17 protein-coding genes are annotated in these 19,626 nt (G+C 32.0%); 4 read left to right on the top strand and 13 right to left on the bottom strand.

Going from position 1 to position 19,626, the window contains the following annotated elements:
* Nucleotides 1–12: 12 nt before the first annotated feature.
* The 3 genes from ACFWV9_RS03040 to ACFWV9_RS03030 are packed head-to-tail and all read right to left on the bottom strand — an operon-like array spanning nt 13 to nt 4,168.
* Nucleotides 13–1,284 carry a DUF2851 family protein gene (locus tag ACFWV9_RS03040; protein WP_411893760.1) on the bottom strand — a complete coding sequence of 424 codons (1,272 nt, stop codon included), beginning with the start codon at nt 1,282–1,284 and terminating at the stop codon, nt 13–15.
* A gap of 32 nt (nt 1,285–1,316) precedes the next feature.
* Nucleotides 1,317–3,047: a response regulator gene (locus ACFWV9_RS03035; RefSeq protein WP_411893759.1), complete on the bottom strand. Its 1,731-nt coding sequence runs from the start codon at nt 3,045–3,047 to the stop codon at nt 1,317–1,319.
* Nucleotides 3,041–4,168 carry an FIST signal transduction protein gene (locus ACFWV9_RS03030; RefSeq protein ID WP_411893758.1) on the bottom strand — a complete coding sequence of 376 codons (1,128 nt, stop codon included), beginning with the start codon at nt 4,166–4,168 and terminating at the stop codon, nt 3,041–3,043. Before ACFWV9_RS03030 ends, ACFWV9_RS03035 begins: the two co-directional genes overlap by 7 nt.
* 258 nt (nt 4,169–4,426) lie before the next feature.
* Between ACFWV9_RS03030 and ACFWV9_RS03025 the strand changes: the two genes are divergently transcribed.
* A complete protein-coding gene (locus ACFWV9_RS03025; protein ID WP_411893757.1) occupies nt 4,427–4,840 on the top strand; it encodes a hypothetical protein in 414 nt (137 codons plus the stop codon).
* Between the two features lie 7 nt (nt 4,841–4,847).
* Here the strand turns inward: ACFWV9_RS03025 and ACFWV9_RS03020 are convergent, their stop codons facing one another.
* Both ACFWV9_RS03020 and ACFWV9_RS03015 read right to left on the bottom strand, forming a co-directional pair.
* A complete protein-coding gene (locus ACFWV9_RS03020) occupies nt 4,848–5,828 on the bottom strand; it encodes a PLP-dependent cysteine synthase family protein (RefSeq protein WP_411893756.1) in 981 nt (326 codons plus the stop codon).
* Nucleotides 5,829–5,907: 79 nt separating this feature from the next.
* On the bottom strand, nt 5,908–7,140 hold the full coding sequence (locus tag ACFWV9_RS03015) for an ABC transporter permease (protein WP_411893755.1): 1,233 nt from the start codon (nt 7,138–7,140) through the stop codon (nt 5,908–5,910).
* 8 nt (nt 7,141–7,148) lie between these two features.
* Between ACFWV9_RS03015 and ACFWV9_RS03010 the strand changes: the two genes are divergently transcribed.
* On the top strand, nt 7,149–8,429 hold the full coding sequence (locus tag ACFWV9_RS03010) for an exo-beta-N-acetylmuramidase NamZ domain-containing protein (protein WP_411893754.1): 1,281 nt from the start codon (nt 7,149–7,151) through the stop codon (nt 8,427–8,429).
* Here ACFWV9_RS03010 and ACFWV9_RS03005 read toward each other — a convergent pair.
* From ACFWV9_RS03005 to ACFWV9_RS02985, 5 genes are all read right to left on the bottom strand, one after another.
* Nucleotides 8,426–8,857 carry a hypothetical protein gene (locus ACFWV9_RS03005; protein WP_411893753.1) on the bottom strand — a complete coding sequence of 144 codons (432 nt, stop codon included), beginning with the start codon at nt 8,855–8,857 and terminating at the stop codon, nt 8,426–8,428. The genes ACFWV9_RS03010 and ACFWV9_RS03005 overlap by 4 nt on opposite strands.
* A 155-nt stretch (nt 8,858–9,012) precedes the next feature.
* Nucleotides 9,013–9,840, bottom strand: a complete 828-nt coding sequence (locus ACFWV9_RS03000; RefSeq protein ID WP_411893752.1) for a glycerophosphodiester phosphodiesterase family protein — start codon at nt 9,838–9,840, stop codon at nt 9,013–9,015.
* Between the two features lie 28 nt (nt 9,841–9,868).
* The gene (locus ACFWV9_RS02995; RefSeq protein ID WP_411893751.1) at nt 9,869–10,711 is read right to left on the bottom strand and encodes a sterol desaturase family protein; all 843 of its coding nucleotides are present in this window, start codon (nt 10,709–10,711) and stop codon (nt 9,869–9,871) included.
* A 4-nt stretch (nt 10,712–10,715) separates the two neighbouring features.
* Nucleotides 10,716–11,633, bottom strand: a complete 918-nt coding sequence (locus ACFWV9_RS02990; RefSeq protein WP_411893750.1) for a hypothetical protein — start codon at nt 11,631–11,633, stop codon at nt 10,716–10,718.
* A gap of 30 nt (nt 11,634–11,663) precedes the next feature.
* Nucleotides 11,664–12,158 carry a YkgJ family cysteine cluster protein gene (locus ACFWV9_RS02985; RefSeq protein WP_411893749.1) on the bottom strand — a complete coding sequence of 165 codons (495 nt, stop codon included), beginning with the start codon at nt 12,156–12,158 and terminating at the stop codon, nt 11,664–11,666.
* A gap of 61 nt (nt 12,159–12,219) precedes the next feature.
* Between ACFWV9_RS02985 and ACFWV9_RS02980 the strand changes: the two genes are divergently transcribed.
* Complete coding sequence (locus ACFWV9_RS02980) at nt 12,220–12,927, top strand: class I SAM-dependent methyltransferase (RefSeq protein WP_411893748.1); 708 nt, start codon at nt 12,220–12,222, stop codon at nt 12,925–12,927.
* A 101-nt stretch (nt 12,928–13,028) separates the two neighbouring features.
* On the opposite strand, the gene ACFWV9_RS02975 is transcribed toward ACFWV9_RS02980, so the two are convergent.
* Both ACFWV9_RS02975 and ACFWV9_RS02970 read right to left on the bottom strand, forming a co-directional pair.
* A complete protein-coding gene (locus ACFWV9_RS02975) occupies nt 13,029–14,756 on the bottom strand; it encodes a TonB-dependent receptor (protein WP_411893747.1) in 1,728 nt (575 codons plus the stop codon).
* A 39-nt stretch (nt 14,757–14,795) separates the two neighbouring features.
* On the bottom strand, nt 14,796–17,819 hold the full coding sequence (locus ACFWV9_RS02970; RefSeq protein ID WP_411893746.1) for a tetratricopeptide repeat protein: 3,024 nt from the start codon (nt 17,817–17,819) through the stop codon (nt 14,796–14,798).
* A gap of 211 nt (nt 17,820–18,030) precedes the next feature.
* Here ACFWV9_RS02970 and ACFWV9_RS02965 point away from each other — a divergent pair, with 211 nt between their 5' ends.
* Entirely contained in the window at nt 18,031–18,714 is a 684-nt protein-coding gene (locus tag ACFWV9_RS02965) for a cell division ATP-binding protein FtsE (RefSeq protein WP_411893745.1), read from the top strand.
* On the opposite strand, the gene ACFWV9_RS02960 is transcribed toward ACFWV9_RS02965, so the two are convergent.
* A complete protein-coding gene (locus ACFWV9_RS02960; protein WP_411893744.1) occupies nt 18,711–19,547 on the bottom strand; it encodes a 2OG-Fe(II) oxygenase in 837 nt (278 codons plus the stop codon). The genes ACFWV9_RS02965 and ACFWV9_RS02960 overlap by 4 nt on opposite strands.
* Between the last annotated feature and the right edge of the window lie 79 nt (nt 19,548–19,626).

The following is a 19,626-nucleotide window of genomic DNA, read 5'->3' as shown; positions in this document are numbered from 1 at the left end:
GATGCAAGTTACTTAATTTTTAATGATTAGACTGTTTCCAATAGCGCACTCTAAGCATTTATTTTTATCACAATATTCTTGTTTTAATTGCAATAAAGCTTGAGAATTACATGCGTCTTTATCAAACTTTTTTAAAGTAAAAAATTTATCTACAATACTATTACGCTCTAATTTTATGGATTTAATCAATTCTAGTAATTCTTCTTCAATGAATTTTCCATTAGAATTTGCATATGCAAATTTTAAAGGGATAATCGTATTGATAATTAAAAGGTCGATAAATGATTTTGTCAATGTTTTTTTAGTTGGTTTAGACTTTTTAAAAAACGTATAATGGCTTTTCCAATACTCTGTCGTACTAACATCAAATAAGTCATAGATTTCTTCTTTTGTCCTTAAGGCTATTAATTTTGAAAACAAGCTATCCTCCTTAAAATACAGATTAACAGCTTGAGATATTCTTATTGTGGGGAAATTTAATGGTCTCAGTCTAAAAAATTGCAATGGCAATACTCCTTTATTTGATAATTGAAACTTTTGTCTTAAAAATATATAGCGCTGTTTTAAGTCATGAAGATATGAATCTTCAGAATCAACATCTAACAATCCTGCTTGACCGAATAACAAAGCCTCTATATCCAAACAATTATACCTTACCTTTCTAATTACTGAATAATCGATAGAGTTAGCCAAACTTAACATGGGTTCGCCGTTTACCTTAAGTCCGAAATTTTTTAGCAGTAATTTAAAAAGTACGGATTCCCAATCGTTATGTGATTGTTTTAAAAGTTCTTGTATTGTACTAGATTTTCCTTGAAGCCTTTCAAAATAAAGTCTTTCCAACCAATTATCTAAAATGAAATCGTTAACCTCATTAAAATCTTTCTCACAATTGATCCAGGATTTTGATTTTATCAAATCCTTATAGTTGTTTAATAGAGTTTCATCAACATAATGCCTTAATTCCAAAGTTGGAATTACGGAATTATCTTTTCTAAAGATTTCTGCATCATGATCCCAAACAACGTGAAGTATCACATTATCATAGGCCTTATCGCGTTCATGATTATGAACATACCAATCTGAGGATTTGATATGTATTTCTACATTACCTGCCCATAACTGGTCTGCAATTGTAATTTGAGCATTAAAAAAATCTGGACCCGAATTATAATTGTGCTGCCCTAATTTCTTTATATAAATAGACTCTCCTTGCGCAGTATTGCAATGAGTTGAAGTAAAGGCCTTATGCTTCCAAATGTAATGAAGGAATTCTTCTTGCATTACCCGAAAATAGTAAAAGAAATGCTCTAAAACTAAACAGCTTCTTGTTTTTCTTTACTATAAAAACTCAGTAGCCTATGTAGTTCGTTTACATCAAATGGTTTACTTAGGTAGCCATTCATCTTATAGCGTTCAATCTTGGCGCTGACCTCGGACTCAGCAAATGCAGTTAATGCAATAATTGGAATTGAAGCTTTAGTTTCATCACTGATGTTTCTTATTTCTCTTGTGGTCTCGTAACCATCTAAAACAGGCATTTGCAGATCCATTAATATTAAATCAAAATCATTTTGACTGTAGACATCTAATAATTCTTGACCATCGTTAGTAATTACATAATCTACCGACCATCTGGATAACAGTTTTTTGAGTAATAGAATATTGAGATTGTTGTCCTCGGCAATCAATACCTTTAAATCTATTTTATCAGTCTTTGCAATGTTACTCTTTTTTGAAACTGACTTTTCATCAGAGTATTTAAATAAAATATCAAACCAAAATGCTGAGCCAGCTCCCTTTTGACTTTGTAAATGTAATTCACTCCCTTGAATATTAAGAATTTCCTTACATATGTATAAACCTAAACCAGATCCACCATATAAAATCGAAGTATTATCATTGGCTTGCACAAAACTTTTAAAAATATCCTTTTGCTTATTGTACGAAACTCCTATTCCTGTATCCTCAACAATAAAGCGAATTTTGCATTCCTCTTCAAATTTCTCAATGAGCTCAACAAAAAATGAAATACCTCCTTCATGTGTAAATTTAAAGGCATTACTTAACAGGTTTTTAAGCACCTGAGAGAGTTTAAGGCTATCCCCTTTAATTACATTTGGCAAGTTACTATCCATTATAATTTCAAATCCAAGTTCTTCTTTAATGGCAGTCTGTTTAAAATGCAGATGTATGTTTTGAACAAATTCTGTTAAATTGAAATCTTTCTCAACTATTTTAATTTCATTGGATTTATATCTGTTTAAATCCAACAAATCATTAATTAAGGCTAATAAATGTTCACTTGAATATTTTAGAACTTGCAAATTTTCAAATTGCTCTGGCAGAAACTTTTCCATTAACAGAATCTCTGACATTCCTATTACGGCATTTAATGGCGTCCTAATCTCATGAGACATAGTCGATAAGAATGCATCTTTAGTTTTATTGGCCTCGTTTAATTGAATCTCAGTTTCCTTTAATTGTGTAACATCTATCATTGTACCTATTGTACCTACATTATTACCTTCAGAATCTTGTATAAGTTCTAACTTTAGATCTATCCACAATTTTTCTCCATTCGGTTTATGATATTCAAAAAGGGCAGAATAGTCATTCATTCCCTCTGATAGAAACCCTTTTATCCGTTCTTTTTCTGTATCATTTTTACCAAATAATTTATTTCTGCACTTTTTATTAAGTGCCTCTTTTATCGGTATGCCAGTCAAATCTTCCCAAGCCTTATTCAAATATTTGAAATTCCCTTGCATATCTGTTTTAAATATGACATCCTCTATTGTATTGACAATGGTATCTAACTCATTCTCTACATTATCAACCCTAGACCTTAATGTTTGATTTAATTTAAATAGCTCATTAGAACTTCGCTCTAGAATAATTTCAATGTGTTTTACATCGGCATCAAAACTATTATAGGCATCATTGACCGCATCGAAGAATTCCTTGAATTTTTCCTTTTCATCTTCGTTGAAGTTGGCTTTACGGATTTGCCGTTTTAGAAGTCTATGTTGGCCTTTTTCTAGCATTCTGACAATGTAGTAATAGTCATGGTTTGGTTATGCAATTCACATGGTGAAAATTTGCCAAATGGCGCAATTTCACCATAGGAATAAAATCCTGTAATTTTGGAATTAGATCCAACAATATCTTGGACTACCTCAACTTCTTCTTCTACAAGTTGCTTTAGGACAAATCGCCTACCAACACAACTAATTAAAATTGCCAATTGTGTATTCTCATTTGATATTTTATTCGCTCCTTTAGCCGAATCTTCTGCTCCAATGATAAGTCTATCGATATTGGCTTTCATTAATCGTACATATGATCCTTCGGGTATATTGCCTGCAAAGGTTAAGCTTTGATCTTCTTCGTTAACAGCCAAAATTGTTCGCACAACAGGTATATCATAATCATTAACTCTCATACTTAGAGGGAACAATAAACCAGAACTTGGTAAATTTTTTGCATTATCTCCTAAAAATGACTTGTACAATTCTAAAGCAGGTAATCCATCTAGTTCATAAAGAACGTTCTTATCTGACTTGGTAACGAGTCTGTCAATACCAAAACTATCCCATCCGCCTTTGGAGTTAAAACCCACCTCTAATTTATTTCCATAAAAACCTATACCAACAATAGTCTTGTTGGCGATAGTATCATTGGCTACAACGAATGTTTCTTTAAAATTTCCAGAATCTCCCGCTAAACCACCAGTTATACTTGTTTCAGGAAGAATGCTTTTTAAACCTTCCACTAAATCCGCACCGTTAACATTAAGTCCATCACTGAGTACCAAAACATGCTTTAGTCCATTAGACTTTAGTTTGTTAGCTAATTCAGCACCAGCATTGAAACTGTCATCCATAGATTTTACCTTTACAGTTTCAAGTGTATGTGCCGTTTTTTCCAGCTCTATTGCCGTTAGTGAAACACTGCTGTCATTTACGTTAACACCAGAAATTTCTCCTGCTGTTGAACATCCCATGATTGCAGCATCAGGATGTAACTCTTTTAAGTTCTTAATTAATTCTCTTTTTCCTTTGAATGTTGGTGAAATAAAAAGCAATAAGATACTTGCTTTTAAACCTATAGTAGGTACCACATCATGCCAGGTCGCATCTGTTAGGGACAGTTGCTCTACTTTCATTGTTTATTATTTTAGATTTAGGGTAATGCACTTTATCGATAAAATATGCATTTTAGCGAATATATGCCATAATTTGACTAAAATCCAAATTTTTTAAGTGTTTTTTATAACAACTACTTCACCTTCAACATTCTACAAAAAAGCATTTATATACTTTTTCTTACAACATAATTAATGCAACACTCTGTTAATTAATATATTAAATTAAATTCTTGACAATTTTTATTGAAATTCATACCTTTAAAATAAAATTTACTTATGAATCGTATATATTTATTCATTCTAGCTCTAATCGTTCTTTCAAGTTGTAAGGATGACGAAGGATCTCAATATTCTGCCATTGCCGATTTTATTGGAGAATGGGAATTAGAAGGTCGTGTATTGAATGATGGTTTGCCCCTTGAAGTTGGAGAAGAGTCATTGGTTTTTTCAGAAGATAATAATTTTGAAGATTTAATGGGACTTTATACTCTGAGCAATGTTACAGAATCAAATGGTCATTTCTTTATTAGCACCCCTAGTTACGAATTGAATTTTGAAAACTCAACTGGTGAATTACTAACCTCTGAGTTTAACATTTACAATGGAATTCTTACCCTTGAATATATAAATAGTGAGAACAATATTGTAAGGGAGGTTTGGAGAAAGGATTATTCTCACGATACTGAATAATTATTTGTTATTCAATGTATCCCATTTTGCGCATCCAGTCGTCGTTAAACATTTTACCAACATAACGGCTTCCATGGTCGTGAAAGAGAACCACCACTACATCCTCTGGTTTAAAATGTTCTTTTAACTGCAATACACCTTTAATAGCAGCACCTGCAGAGTTACCTAAAAACATGCCCTCTTCTTTGGCTAGTTTTTGAGTATAAACGGCAGCATCTTTATCAGTCACTTTGGTAAAACCATCTATGATATCAAAATTTACATTTGCCGGTAATATATCTTCACCTATTCCTTCAGTGACGTATGGATAAATTTCCTTTTCATCAAAAATTCCGGTTTCATGATATTTCTTAAATACTGAACCGTAAGTGTCAACACCCCAAACTTTTACATTTGGATTCTTCATTTTTAAATAACTACCTACACCAGAAATTGTACCTCCAGTGCCTACGCCAACCACAAAGTGTGTCACCTTTCCATCAGTCTGTTCCCAAATTTCTGGACCAGTTGTTTTAAAGTGCGCTTTGCAGTTACTTGGATTGTCATACTGGTTTACATACCATGAGTTAGGTGTTTCTCTACCTAATCGCTCTGAAACAGAATAATAACTTCTCGGATCGTCTGGTTCTACATCAGTTGGGCAAACGATAACTTCAGCACCTACAGCTCTTAAGACATCCATTTTTTCTTTAGACTGCTTATCGCTAATAACAAAAATACATTTGTACCCTTTTACTATGGCTACTAAGGCGAGTCCCATCCCAGTATTTCCTGAAGTCCCTTCAATTATTGTTCCTCCTGGTTTTAATCTTCCATCTGCTTCAGCATCTTCTATCATCTGCAACGCCATTCTATCTTTAACAGAATTACCAGGATTAAATGTTTCATATTTTGCTAAAACCATACATGGCAAATCCTCTACCAACTTGTTCATCTTCACTAAAGGTGTGTTACCAATTGTTTCTAATATATTTTCAGCGTAATCCATAATTTTCTTTTGCGGTGCAAATTTAAGCTAATTGTAAGAAGTTATAAGTTAAAACTTGCTTATGTTTTTATTTTACCAATTAGTCAAATCTAATAGCTTTTATTGGAGATATTTTAGCTACGATTATTGATGGTATCATTAGCATAAGCAAACAAGCAATAAACGTACCTAAGTTGAGGTATAATATATAATCTAAACTTAAATAAACAGGAGCTTCAGATACATAATAGGTGTCTGGATCTAAAGGGAAAAGTTTAAAATACTTCTGAGCCAATAATAGCCCCAACCCTATTAGATTTCCCCATAATAAGCCAAGTCCAATCAGATAAGAGGCATTATAAAGAAAAACTTTTCTAATACTCCAGTTAGATGACCCTAATGCTTTTAAAATACCAATCATTGTTGTGCGCTCTAATATTAAAACTAATAAGGCTGTAATCATATTGATCCCTGCCACGATGATCATAATTACAATAATACCATAGGTGTTATTATCAAAAATCTTAATCCATTCAAAAACTGTATAATACTTTTGATTCACAGCTGTTGCATTTAGTAGAGACGGAATTTCTTGGTAAACAGCTTTTGTTTTCTCCTCCAATAATCTGAAATCTTCTATGAATACTTCAAAATTACCCACTTGATTGGTCTCCCATTTATTAAGTCTTTGTATATGTCTAATGTCTGCAATGCAAAATTTCTCATCCAATTCTTGAAAACCCGAATTATATATGCCAACAACCTCATAGTTCATTATATTGGGTAACTTATTTAGATTATCACCAAACAATGTTTGAAACTTATCACCGACTTTAAACCCTAATCGATTTGCAAGGTATTCTGATATTAAAATTTCTTCGTTACGCTTACCAGAAAAATCCGGAAGCCTTCCTCCTACCAAGAATTCCTTAAAGTGTTCCCAATTATAATCTGAACCAACACCTTTTACAACAACACCTTCAAAGTCTGTTTCAGTTCTTATTACAGCAAATTTTGTCGCCACACCTTGTACATGACTAATGCCATCGATACTTTTAAACTTAGGATAAAAATCTTGTTTAAGTGAAATTGGTACCTGAGATTCATCTGAAGCATTAGTGTCATAATTTGTAATTTCAATATGACCATTAAAGGCAACAACCTTATCTCTGATTTTCTGTTGCAGGCCAAAACCAGTCGCAATCGCTATTAACATGACAATTATGCCGATAGCAATGGCCGCAATACCAATTTTAATTATTGGTGCTGAAACACTACTTTTATACGTTTTATTACCAATAATACGTTTAGCTATAAACAACTCGAAATTCAAACCTATATATGCGTTTTAAGGTTATCAAAAATACAGTTTTATTATTTGTTTTAGTAGCAATTTCTTGCGGTTCTGAAACTAAAAATAATGTCTCTTCTAATGATAAAGTCCTGAAACAAGTTCAGGATGATAAAACTATAAAACTAATTGATAAACCGATTATTGTTGGTGCTAACCAAACCGAACAATACTTACCTTTACTCAAAGGAAAACGTGTTGGTATTGTGGCCAATCAGACTTCGGTTATATTTAGAAAAAAGATACGGAAGTTTAATGTCTTAAACTATAAACACATTGTTGATTCTCTAATAGAATTAAACATTAATGTTAAAAAAGTATTCTCACCAGAGCATGGATTTAGAGGTACTGCTGATGCTGGCGAAGCTGTAAAAGATGGCATTGATACCAAAACACAATTACCTATTTTTTCACTTCATGGAAAACATAAAAAACCTACAAAACAAAAGGTAGAAGACTTAGACATAATGGTTTTTGACATACAAGATGTGGGTGTACGGTTCTATACATATATATCTACCTTACACTATGTTATGGAAGCTTGTGCTGAACAAAATATTCCCCTATTAATTTTAGACCGTCCTAATCCAAATGGCAATTACATTGATGGACCTGTTTTAGAAAAAGAACACAGTAGTTTTTTAGGTATGCATCCTGTTCCTATAGTTCATGGTATGACTATTGGAGAATATGCTCAAATGATTAATGGCGAAGGTTGGCTAAATAATGGAGTGAAATGTAATATTACTATTATAGAAATTGAAAACTATACGCACGACAGGAGCTATAGTTTACCCATTAGACCTTCACCAAATTTACCAAACGATCAATCTATAATCTTATACCCAAGTTTAGGTTTGTTTGAAGGGACCAATATAAATGCGGGTCGTGGAACTGAGTTTCAGTTTCAACGTTATGGCGCACCATTTTTAGACAAGACAAATTATATGTTTAGTTATACTCCAAAACCAAATTTTGGTTCTAAATACCCTAAGCACAAAGATGAATTTTGCTATGGTACAGATTTATCTAAAGTACATGCAAAAAGACAATTTACCCTTAAGTATATTATTGATGCCTATAATAATGCTATAGATAAGTCTAAGGTCTTTAATACCGCTAGCTTTACAACACATGCTGGCACTGCAAAATTACAGCAACAAATTGAAGCAGGATTAAGCGAATCTCAAATTAAAGTGACTTGGCAAGAAGGTATAGAACAATTTAATAAAACTAGAAAAGCTTATCTATTGTATCCTTTGCATGATTAATTATTGCCTACTGCAACTACTTTAACAGGTACAGAAGTACTTATCTTTTTTTCGGTAGTGTGTACTGTTTTAGTTTTTGGAATTTCCTTTAATACTCTTACAACAAACACAATGCGCTTTGGCGATTGAACAGCCACCAAAACATGTTTACCAACTGATAATTTATTTAAGGGAAGTTGAAATGATGTATCGTTTATCTTAAATTCTAACTCTCTAGTATAATCCTTATTAATGGTATACAAATAGTTAATCTTCTTTTCACTTTTAAGAATTAAGGTATCTTTAGTTTCATTGAGTTCATGAACTAAATCCTTAGCTTGTATATTTCTATTTTTCTCGAGTTTAGCGTAGTGTTCTTGAGCCTGAAGTGTAAAACTCAATAAAAAAACGAGTACAACTACGATGCAAATCCGTATTAAATTTTTCAAAGTAAACTATTAAGTTAAACATTATCGTTCACTCAACAGTAATTAATCAATCCTATCCAAACATAGTTTTATTCCAGCAAATTGTACAAGAAATCCTACGAAATACAAAAAAAATAGAAGAACGGTCTATTTTGTTAATAAACCTGTTAATAACTTTAAATTTTGAGCAGTTTAATTAATCGATCAGGATAGTCAGTAATGATACCGTCCACTTGAAAACTAATCATTTCTCTCAAGTCTTTTGCATCATTAATTGTCCATGGTATAATCCTATATCCTACGGATTGGAATTCTGCTACAATATCAGATGTCAAAAGTTTATAGTGTGGGCTAATAATTTCAGGTTTATAAGTCAATGACAAGAGTTTATCATCTATGTTCTCACCTTCATCTACGAGCAAGGCAACCGGCATTTTAGGACTTTGTATTTTTATTTCCTCTAGTATATTAAGGTCGAAAGATTGTAAATTAACCTCAAACATAAAACCTGATTTTTCTATTTCATACAAAACAATCGAAACATACTCTTTCGGATAGGGTGTATACTCGCCATAATGTTTTGGTAATGATTTTAACTCGATATTGAACCTCACAGCAGCATTCATGGAGTCAACAAGCTCAAAAATATCACCCAAAAGAGGTTTAAAAGTCTTTTGATTTTTTTGATCTGGAAAAGTAGGATGAACTTTTGTACCACAATCATACTTCTTAATCTCTTCATAATCCATGGCATATAAGTTATAACTCATGGCATCTTCTTCAGGTATTTCATCTCCATTAGAGTTGAAGCAAATTATAGGATTCATAAAAGGTTCGTGAGAAACCACAACCCTATTATCCTTAGAAATTGAAATATCCATTTCTAAAGTATTTACACCCAAATCAATAGCTTTTTTAAATGCTGGCAGTGAATTTTCAGGATATAAGCCACGACATCCCCTGTGTCCTTGTATATCTATTTTCGGTGGTGCTGTGCAGCTCATAAACAAAAAGAGAATAATGATAAAAAAATTACTTCTCAACATCAGCTGAAAATGTAGGTTTCTCATACTTCTGAAAAGGCTGTTTTAATAAATCTTTAATGTTTCCGTTTTTAACCTCATCTGGAAAAACATCTACACCATAAACCAACTTTTCTCTATCTAAATAAAGATAAGTACCGAACAACCTATCCCAAATACTAAAAATATTTCCATAATTAGAATCTGTATATGGCAATCTATAATGATGATGCGTTTTGTGCATATCTGGTGATACTATTACATAGCTTAAAAATTTGTCAAACTCTTTAGACATTTTGATATTAGCGTGAGTAAATTGCGTAAATACCAAAGACATCGATTGGTATAAAAACACTAATGCTATAGGAGTACCTACTAAAAACACACCTAGTAAAGTAAATGCAAACCGAATCACACTTTCTATAGGATGGTGTCTATTTGCCGTTGTTGTATCTACTTTATGATCTGTATGATGGACTAAATGAACCATCCACAATGGTTTTACTTTATGCTCAACATAATGCGCTAAGTATGCACCAAAAAAATCAAGTAATAAAACCCCCAATAATGCATACGACCATAATGGCATTTCTGGCAACAAATTTAGGATACCATAGTTATTTGCAACCACCCAATCTGAAGTACCCAAGAGTAACCATGCCAAACTAAAGTTTATAATAATAGTGGTTAGGGTGAAAAATAAATTTGGTACGGCATGTTGCCATTTCTTATATTTAAACTTAAACAAGGGCACACCACTTTCTAAAATCCAAAAGAATGCTAGCCCTCCAACTAAAATTATACTTCTATGTGAGGACGGAATAGTTTCAAAATAATTGATTATCGTTTCCAATAATTTATATATTTAGATTTATGATTTTTTCTGCTTTTTTCAAATTTACTGAAGAAACTTTACTTTTCCACATTTCGGCTTCTTCATCATCTCCCAAACTCTTATGTGCTGTATAATAAAGAAAGGCTAAAAAGGCTTCATTATTTTCAGCGTTTTGTCCCTCATCAAGCTTTTTAAGTAACCTCAATACTTTCTTAGGACGTTTTAAAAGCAAGTATTCTTGTATCTTCAATAACTCACATCTTAATAAAAGTGACTCTCTTCCATCCAAATTCCCAGATTGCACAAATCGTTTTGCTTCTTCTAAATAGATATTAGACAAATCAATAATTTTAGATCTGGTATCTTCCCTCACATATAGCGTTAAATCTAAATACTTAGATGCTAAAAAATATGCTGAATAAAAAGATTTTTCTTTATAATAGTTAGTGAGTTCATTAGATATAAACTTAGTGTTGAGTGCATACCTTTCTATAATTTTGGTAATATTTTGAAGCTCTTCTGTGAAACTATTGACATTTAATATGTTGCCATTAATGTCCATTATTTTAATAGAGTCATCATTAAACTTATCGATATAGCTTTGTTTTCGTTTCCCCTTAATTTTCATATATAAATCGGCATACTCATCTTCACTTACGATTACAGGTACAAAATTCTTCCATATTAATGGACTAATTTCTTCATCAGAAAAAAGGTTTGGTATAACAAGGTATCTACCTCTATCACTTTTAACAACAACAGGATATTGATAGTATGTAGACTCTTCCCAAACCATTAAAACCATTTTGTTTTGAACAAGAGCTAACTTCTGAGCAATATCTAAAGATTTCATCCATTGTTGAGCTGATACATATGATATGCTTAGAATGAAAATCAAGGATAAAGTAAAGTGTTTTTTCATAGCTTTTTTTGCATTCATTAAATCAAAAATTATTCCAATAATAATGTACTAATTTTGAATACGTTTTTTCATTTCTTCAACAATATTAAAGGCTGCAGGACAAATAGCCACGTTCTTTAACGTAAGATTAGAAATTTGCTGAAACTTTTTTCTGTCTGTATGAGGAAATTCTTTACAAGCCTTTGGTCTAACCTCATAAATAGAACAGTAATTATCTGCGCCTAAAAACGCACATGGAACCGATTGTAAGACATAGTCATTTTCCTCATCAATTCTTAAATAAGCTTCGATAAACTTTTGCGCCTTCATTTTAAAGTGGCCAGCAATTCGTTGAATGTCCTTATCAGTAAACAAAGGTCCTGTAGTTTTACAACAGTTAGCACATTCTAAACAATCCGTATGTTCAAATTCTGCTTCGTGCAACTCTTGCATTAAATAGTCTAACTGCTTAGGTGGTTTCTTCTTTAACTTCTTAAAAAATGCTTTGTTCTCGTTATGCTTATCTTTGGCAAGTTTTGGAAGTTTATCGATTTGGTCTTGCATGTAACAATTAAAATTGAATGTTAAAATACAATTTATACCATTAAATTACTATAACTAAGAAATGAAAATAAATAAAGATATTTTCGGAAAAGCTTTGTTAGATTACTTCAATAAGAAGTATACTGAAGATATTATTACCTGGACCAATATTTCAGATAAAGATGTGCTACCGCTTCGCTATTTATTTAGAGAATTTGTTGAAATGCCAAAAATAGAACAAAAAGCTCTGCAATTAAGTAAGGGAAATATCCTTGATGTTGGCTGTGGTGCTGGTAGTCATAGTTTGTATTTACAACAAAAAGGCTTTGATGTAAAAGCCATTGACAATTCTAAAGGTGCTATTGAAGTTGCTTTAACACGAGGCGTTAAAAATGCTCAACTAATACCACTACTAGAAGAATCGCAAATCTTTGATACTATTCTAATATTGATGAATGGTACTGGAATTTTTCAAGAATTATCTCAATTGACAAAATATTTGAAGCATTTAAAAACCCTTTTAAAACCCAATGGACAAATTCTAATTGACTCTTCTGATATTTCTTATATGTATGAAGATGAAAATGGTGGAACTTGGATTGATTTAAATGCTAGTTATCCTGGCGAACTACATTATTACCTCAGCTATAAAGGTGAAGAAGAAGTACCAATGAAATGGCTTTATTTAGACTTTAATACACTTAAATTGGCCACTACAGAAGTTGGTCTAAAATGCACAAAAGTAATGGACGGTGAACATTTTGATTATTTAGCACAATTAAAATTATAAAACTTTACAATTGCTTGTAAGTCCTGTTTTTTAAATTCTTTATTGTTCAATTTTGATTTTAAAGGCGGACAATCCAAAAAGTATTACTTTCTAATTGATCTTTAGAAGTCAAATTGATAAGTAGCACCAGCCAATGCCTGAATTCCTTGAACCGGGAAATTTAAATACCTCTGATAATCTTGATTTGCAATATTATTCACCTTTGCAAAAACTGATAATTGATCATTGATTTTATAACCTAAATGGGCATTAGCATCAAAATAACTATCTAATTTTATTGGAGTTGGGTCTGGGAAAATTAGAGTGCCAACCAATAGTAATTGATCTTTACGTTCACCAACGTAAAAAGCACTCGCACCAGCGTACCACTTTTCTGAAATTTGAACATCCATAAAAATTGAACCCGTAATATCCGGTAAGTTCCATGCTTCAGCTTGTGTATCAGTGCTATAATTAAAATACTCACCTTTAACACCCAAAGTGAAGTTTCTATTCACATCAATATTTAATTCACCAGCAACCGAAAATGTCGTGACATCATCATAAACTACACCAAAAGAATTACCATACTGATAATCTCTTGTTGCTAATGTTTGCGCATCATTGGCTTTGAACAAAGCCTTATTTTCTTCTGCAAAATAATTACCCTTAATATTGTAACTTACATTATTAGACAATTTTCCCTTTAAACCAATAAATGCATTATAGCGTTGATCTGTCGGTGCTACGAACAATGTAGGTGATACAAATGGATTCTCATTGGCAAAATCATAATATGAATTCTGAATCAGAGATCCCTTAATCCCTCCATATGATATTAATATCTCATCTACTAATCTATAAGATGCTTCAATATTTGGGTAGATAAAGAACTTATTATCATCAAATTCATTAGCATTTAAATAAACTAAACTCACACCAAGATTAACCGTAAGGTCGTCTTGGTTTAACTGATATGAAGGTGATAACCCAAAGGTTGTATTACCATATCTTAATTCATCTTCAGTAGTATAGGTATTGTCAAAACTACCACCTAAATAATCAATGTAAAATTCAGTGGCAATATGCTCATCTTGGATTGGTACATCAAAACTGGTCTTTGCAATAAATCTATTTTCTCCAGAATCTTGATTATCGGTAAATCGACGGAATCTTACACTACCATCATTAACGATAGCATCCTCAAATTTTAATTTACCACCAATATTAAATCCACTAAACGAATGGCCTGGATCAATAGTATTTGCTTCAGCCGTACCGAAAAAGTTTTGAGGTAGCCCATACCAATTATAAGATTGCACATCAAAACCTGCATCTATCTTCCACGAGAAATCACGTAACTTTTGTGAGTAATGAGCATTTAGACTTGTCTTTGCAAAATCATCATCCAATAACAAATCTTCAATACCACCTTGTGATGAATGGTGACTGAAATATCCACCTACATTTTCGCTACTATTTATTTCATGATTTAAATATACTTCACCAAGTACGGTAGTATATGTGCCAACACCTAATGATGCATAATTATCATACAACTTAATAGCTTTAGCTTTATCTACATTAGCGGCCTTTCCTTTAGCAGGTGTAAAAGTAGACGCAACAGGTATTGAAAATATATTGTACTTAACCTCTTTTTTCTTAACTGAGTTAGAATCACTCAGCTTAGGTGTATCCTTAATTTTAAACGCATCTGAAATTGTTGGTTGATAGGGTCTAACCACATTTACTACCTGATCATCAATAGTGTCTTTTTTACGCTCTTGGGCACAGAGACTTGAAAAACTAAATGATAGAGAAAATATGAATATTATTAACTTGATCTTCATTTTTGAAATTTTGATTTGACTACAACAGAAATTACATTCCTAATTTCCTTCTGTCTCGATTGATGAATTTGTTTTTGCTTCTTCAGCTTTAATTTTATTGAGTTCGATTGTTGCCTCATTGACAACATCGTCAAATTCTGAAAAGTTAGAGATTACACTTTCCAAAATATAGGTAGCTTGAAAAGCATCGTCAAGAGCATAAAAGTTCTTTGCCATTATAACCAAACCTTTTGCGCTGTAATATTTATAACTACTATAATCCTTAGCTAATTTTTGAATGGTTGCGTTGGAGGCTTCAAACCTTCCCTCCTTATGTTTAAAATAGGCATTGTAATAAAGTGCTTCCGCAGCCACATTACCAGTAGCATTTTTCTGAACTTGAGCATAAGCATCCTTTGCTTTAGATTCATTTCCTGTTTTTATGGCCGATCTGGCGATGATAAGTTGTGCATCACTTTTTATTTTATTATCCAATCGAGCATTTGTCAAGACCTTGTCGGCATATGTTTCAGCTTTATTGTAATCATCTAACTGATAATATGCATTCATTAAATTAGACTGTGCATATAATTTGTTCTGAGGATAATCCGCTTCGTTTTCTAATGTTTCTAAAACAGGTATTGCTCTACTCCAATTAGAATCGATTAAATAAATCTCACATAATTTTACTGTAGCCTGCTCCGTATATTCACTTTTTGAGGCTTCCACGACATATTCGTAATGTGGTTGTGCATTTTCAAATAGGTCTTTTTGGTAATACATTTGAGCCAAGTAGAAATGAGATTTTAAAGCATGAATTCCATTAGGAAACTGATTTAAATACTTATTAAACTGACGAATGGCATTATCAGTATCATTTTCTAGGTAAGGTTTCTCAGCAGCCAAATACATCGTATTATCTAACTCTACATCTGTTACCTCAACATAGTCTAAAGTGCGAACCCAATTTGCGTATTCATCTACTCTGCCTAAATCAATATAAATTAAACGTGCAGTAGAAACCGCTTGTACTGCTTCACCAGATCCAGGAAAATCCTTAGCAACCTTTTTGAATTTATTTAACGCACGTTCATTATCACTGGCATTGTAGTACACCAAACCTTGTCTTAAAAGTGACTTAGATGCAAAGGCACTTCTTTTATACTCTGAATTCAATTGATCATACATGGCCATTGCTTCATCTGCATTACCAGATTTCACGTAGGTATTAGCCAACTCATACATAGCATCATCTCTCAATGCAGATTTTGGATAGCCATTAATGAAAGTCTTCAACTCATTAATTTTGGTACTGCTTTTTCCTAAATAACCATGACTCATCGCCTTTTGAAAGGAGGCATAATCGGTTTCAATTTCATTGATTTGAATCGCCTTATCATATGCGTTAATGGCCTTTCGATATTTGCTAGAGACAAAATGACCGTCACCTAATCTTAAGTAGGCATCATTTCTTCTCAATCTATCTTCTAAACCGCCATTGATATATTCATTGAAAAATTCCGAAGCTTTGTTATAGTCTTTTAATTTGAAATAAGTATATGCCAGATTATAATTCAAATTATCGCTCTCAGGCAAAGAAGATGCCTCATCCATACCAGCAAATTGTTTAAATCCAATTAATGCATCGTTAAAATTTGCAAGATTGTATTCAGTTTCTGCCCTCCAAAATGTAGCCTTTGCAACATATTTAGGATCTCTTGGTTCTTTTAATGAACTGTTGAACATATCTAATGCCTCGTTGTATTTAGTTTCATTATATAACTCTATTCCACGAAAAAATGCCACTTTCTGATAAGCTACTTTATTTTCAAAACTGTTTTTCCCCTTTAGTAGTATTAAAGCTTCCTTATAATTTTTTGAGGTGATATAAGAATCAATCAGTAACGTTTCTATTTCTTCCTTGAACACAGTCTTTGGATATTTCTCTAAGTAACCAAATAGTACCTGAGGAACAGATTGGTACGGGTTACCAATTTCATAACTGATTTTTGCATAATTCAACCAAGCATCTTCTTGTATTTTTAAATCAAAATCCATTTGTGAGGCATTTCTAAAAGCATTCAATGCCTCCTGTTTTTTGTCTTGATTGATATAACTTTCTCCTAAATGGTAATAGGCATTTTGAGCTACAGAATTATTACCATCTATAATTTTGTTGAATTCTGAAATTGCACTTTCAAAATCATTTTGCTTGTAATAAGCATATCCTAATTGGTAATAGTCAGTATTAGTCCATCTTCCTCTTTTACCTTCATATGCTTTTAGAAAAGGTATGGCCTCAGTATATTTTTCAAGATTAAAATAACTCTCACCAATAATTTTTGACAATTCTGATTTCTCATTGGCATCGCTATTTGGTAATTGTACCTCAGCTAGTTCTATGGCTTTTTCGAACTTCCCTAGTTTAAAATTTAAGTCGGCTTGATAGTAAGAAAGTTTCTCCTTGTACTTTTCATTATCACTTACCTGATCAAAATATTCATTGGCGGTATCGTAATCATCACCTTCATAAGCCATATATCCAATATAGTATTTGGCTTGTGAACCATATTCTTTTGAATTTACAACTCTATTCAAATATTTTGTCGCCTGCTTTCTACTACCAGTTGAATAAAGGCAATAGCCATAATTAAAATAATATCTATTGCGCTCAGACCTTGCAATACTCAACTCATCTACTTTCTCGTACCATTTGCGCGCATATGCAAATTTGGAGTTTTCAAAATAATAATCTGCTACATCTAAGAATGCTGTATTCTTCTTAGTACTTGTTGGATATTCTTCAACAAATTCAGTAATTAAATCATCTGCATTTGGTTGATTTAATCTAACCGCGCAATTGGCTATATAATATGTGCAGTCCGATTTTAAAACGGCATCATCTGTAGTATATTTAATATCGTCAAATAATGATTGAGCCGCTTTATATTGTTGGTTATTAAATAGCGTTAATGCCTTTTGATAGTCTTGTAAATCACTGGTGTATATTGCTGACTTTTGAGCAAAACCAAATATTGAAAACGCAAAAAAAACAATAAAGAGTCGTCTTATTGATAATAGCATTGATTTCGTTTTTTGATTAATAATTTGTGATGAATCAAATATAATTTAATACAAAACCTATAACGGTAGAATTCTGTTATAATTATAAACTGACTTATTAAATATTAAACTGACATATTAAAAAAATCAAATTGCCGTTAATGTATTTTAACTTACTTGATAATTGATTTTATTAATAATACTTTTACACTAAACAAATTTCAAGCCATTTATGTCCGACACGGTCTTACAACTTAAAGATGCTACAATTTACCAAGGTGAAAGCATGGTCCTTTCCAATGTTAATTTTGAAATGCAAAAAGGTGATTTTGTATATCTTATTGGTAAAACTGGAAGTGGAAAAAGTAGCTTTATGAAAACTCTCTATGGAGATTTAGAACTTACAGAAGGTGATGGTTTTGTTGTTGACTTTAATTTAAGATCGATGAAAGAAAAGGATATTCCTTTTCTGAGACGAAAACTAGGCATTGTTTTTCAGGATTTTAAGCTACTACCTGATAGAACGATTAACGGAAATCTTGAATTTGTTTTAAAAGCGACTGGTTGGAAACAAAAGGAAAAAATAAAAGACCGCATTGAGAGTGTTTTGGACAAAGTAGGCATGAAGACAAAAGGATTTAAGTTTCCTCATGAACTCTCAGGTGGTGAACAACAACGAATAGCCATTGCAAGAGCATTATTAAATGACCCAGAACTGATATTAGCAGATGAACCTACTGGTAATTTAGATCCTCAAACCAGTATTGAAGTTATGGAAGTATTACAGGATATCAATAAAAATGGTAATACTATCTTAATGGCTACCCATGATTATGCATTACTTTTAAAATATCCAAGTAAAACGCTTAAATGCGATGAAAACAAAGTCTTTGAAGTGGTGCAGAGAAAAAGTTAATTATCTTTTCTATCATTATAAACATGTGGGTTTTTACGTATACCTTTTTTAAAGATTTTTCTAATTAACATTCTAACTTGTGCATCTGCATCTAAAAGAATGTTCTTTAAAGTTTCTTCTGGTCTACCTCGAAATTTAGTTACATGAAATTTATCTGTCTTCTTCAAGGGATCTGAACTAAAATAATAATTTGAAATACAACATCTGGCAGCTTCTTCTGAAACAACCTTGTTTACCGAATGCCACGAAGTATCGTGTGTGGCCATAACAGCTAAACGATTAAATTTACTTTCAATAAGTACTGGATCATTTTTAGGACCATTTGGCCAAACTTCTAAATGACCTCCATTTTCTAAATTCCAATTTGGCGTCACATAATAAAGTAAGTTGAGTACTCTCCATCTTTCTCTATCTGCGTCATGGGAATTGTCTAAATGTGGATTTAAAAAATTATTGTTAGCCATTAATGATAAACCACCAGCATATAAACTCTTATCCGCAAAGAGCTTTTTTATTCCACAAATCTCACCAATAAGACTTACTATTTTATCCGATTGAAAAGCATAAATAACTTTTTCTAATAGTGGATTGTGCTTATCCATTTGTGCAGAAACATATTTATACTCTCTTATACTATTTAAGCAACGCATTTCTTCCTTTTTTGGAAATACCTCATAACACCTATAGGCCAATTCTAATGGTAAAAGGTCATCTATGTAGAAAAACCCTATTCCATCTTTTGAACTTTCATAAGCTAATTTTATCTCAGCTTTTTGAGCATTGATTCTACTATAAATATGATTAGCAATGTCTTGTATACTATAATTTTCCATTCATATATAAAAAATGCAATTTAAGTTAAATTCATTAAAAGACTTCTCTTTGAGAATCATTTATAATTTAGTTACATTG

It is taken from the genome of Winogradskyella sp. A2, from assembly GCF_046762865.1.
Lineage (GTDB): Bacteria > Bacteroidota > Bacteroidia > Flavobacteriales > Flavobacteriaceae > Winogradskyella.
This window is presented reverse-complemented; position numbering and strand designations above follow the sequence as displayed.

Coding starts and splice junctions, on each gene's coding strand:
- ACFWV9_RS03030 (WP_411893758.1), bottom strand. CDS start 4,168: ATGAAAGTAGAGCAACTGTCCCTAACAGATGCGACCTGGCATGATGTG.
- ACFWV9_RS02970 (WP_411893746.1), bottom strand. CDS start 17,819: ATGCTATTATCAATAAGACGACTCTTTATTGTTTTTTTTGCGTTTTCA.
- ACFWV9_RS02965 (WP_411893745.1), top strand. CDS start 18,031: ATGTCCGACACGGTCTTACAACTTAAAGATGCTACAATTTACCAAGGT.
- ACFWV9_RS02960 (WP_411893744.1), bottom strand. CDS start 19,547: ATGGAAAATTATAGTATACAAGACATTGCTAATCATATTTATAGTAGA.
- ACFWV9_RS03025 (WP_411893757.1), top strand. CDS start 4,427: ATGAATCGTATATATTTATTCATTCTAGCTCTAATCGTTCTTTCAAGT.
- ACFWV9_RS02980 (WP_411893748.1), top strand. CDS start 12,220: ATGAAAATAAATAAAGATATTTTCGGAAAAGCTTTGTTAGATTACTTC.
- ACFWV9_RS02990 (WP_411893750.1), bottom strand. CDS start 11,633: ATGAATGCAAAAAAAGCTATGAAAAAACACTTTACTTTATCCTTGATT.
- ACFWV9_RS02985 (WP_411893749.1), bottom strand. CDS start 12,158: ATGCAAGACCAAATCGATAAACTTCCAAAACTTGCCAAAGATAAGCAT.
- ACFWV9_RS03010 (WP_411893754.1), top strand. CDS start 7,149: ATGCGTTTTAAGGTTATCAAAAATACAGTTTTATTATTTGTTTTAGTA.
- ACFWV9_RS02975 (WP_411893747.1), bottom strand. CDS start 14,756: ATGAAGATCAAGTTAATAATATTCATATTTTCTCTATCATTTAGTTTT.
- ACFWV9_RS03000 (WP_411893752.1), bottom strand. CDS start 9,840: ATGAGCTGCACAGCACCACCGAAAATAGATATACAAGGACACAGGGGA.
- ACFWV9_RS03040 (WP_411893760.1), bottom strand. CDS start 1,284: ATGCAAGAAGAATTCCTTCATTACATTTGGAAGCATAAGGCCTTTACT.
- ACFWV9_RS03020 (WP_411893756.1), bottom strand. CDS start 5,828: ATGGATTACGCTGAAAATATATTAGAAACAATTGGTAACACACCTTTA.
- ACFWV9_RS03035 (WP_411893759.1), bottom strand. CDS start 3,047: ATGCTAGAAAAAGGCCAACATAGACTTCTAAAACGGCAAATCCGTAAA.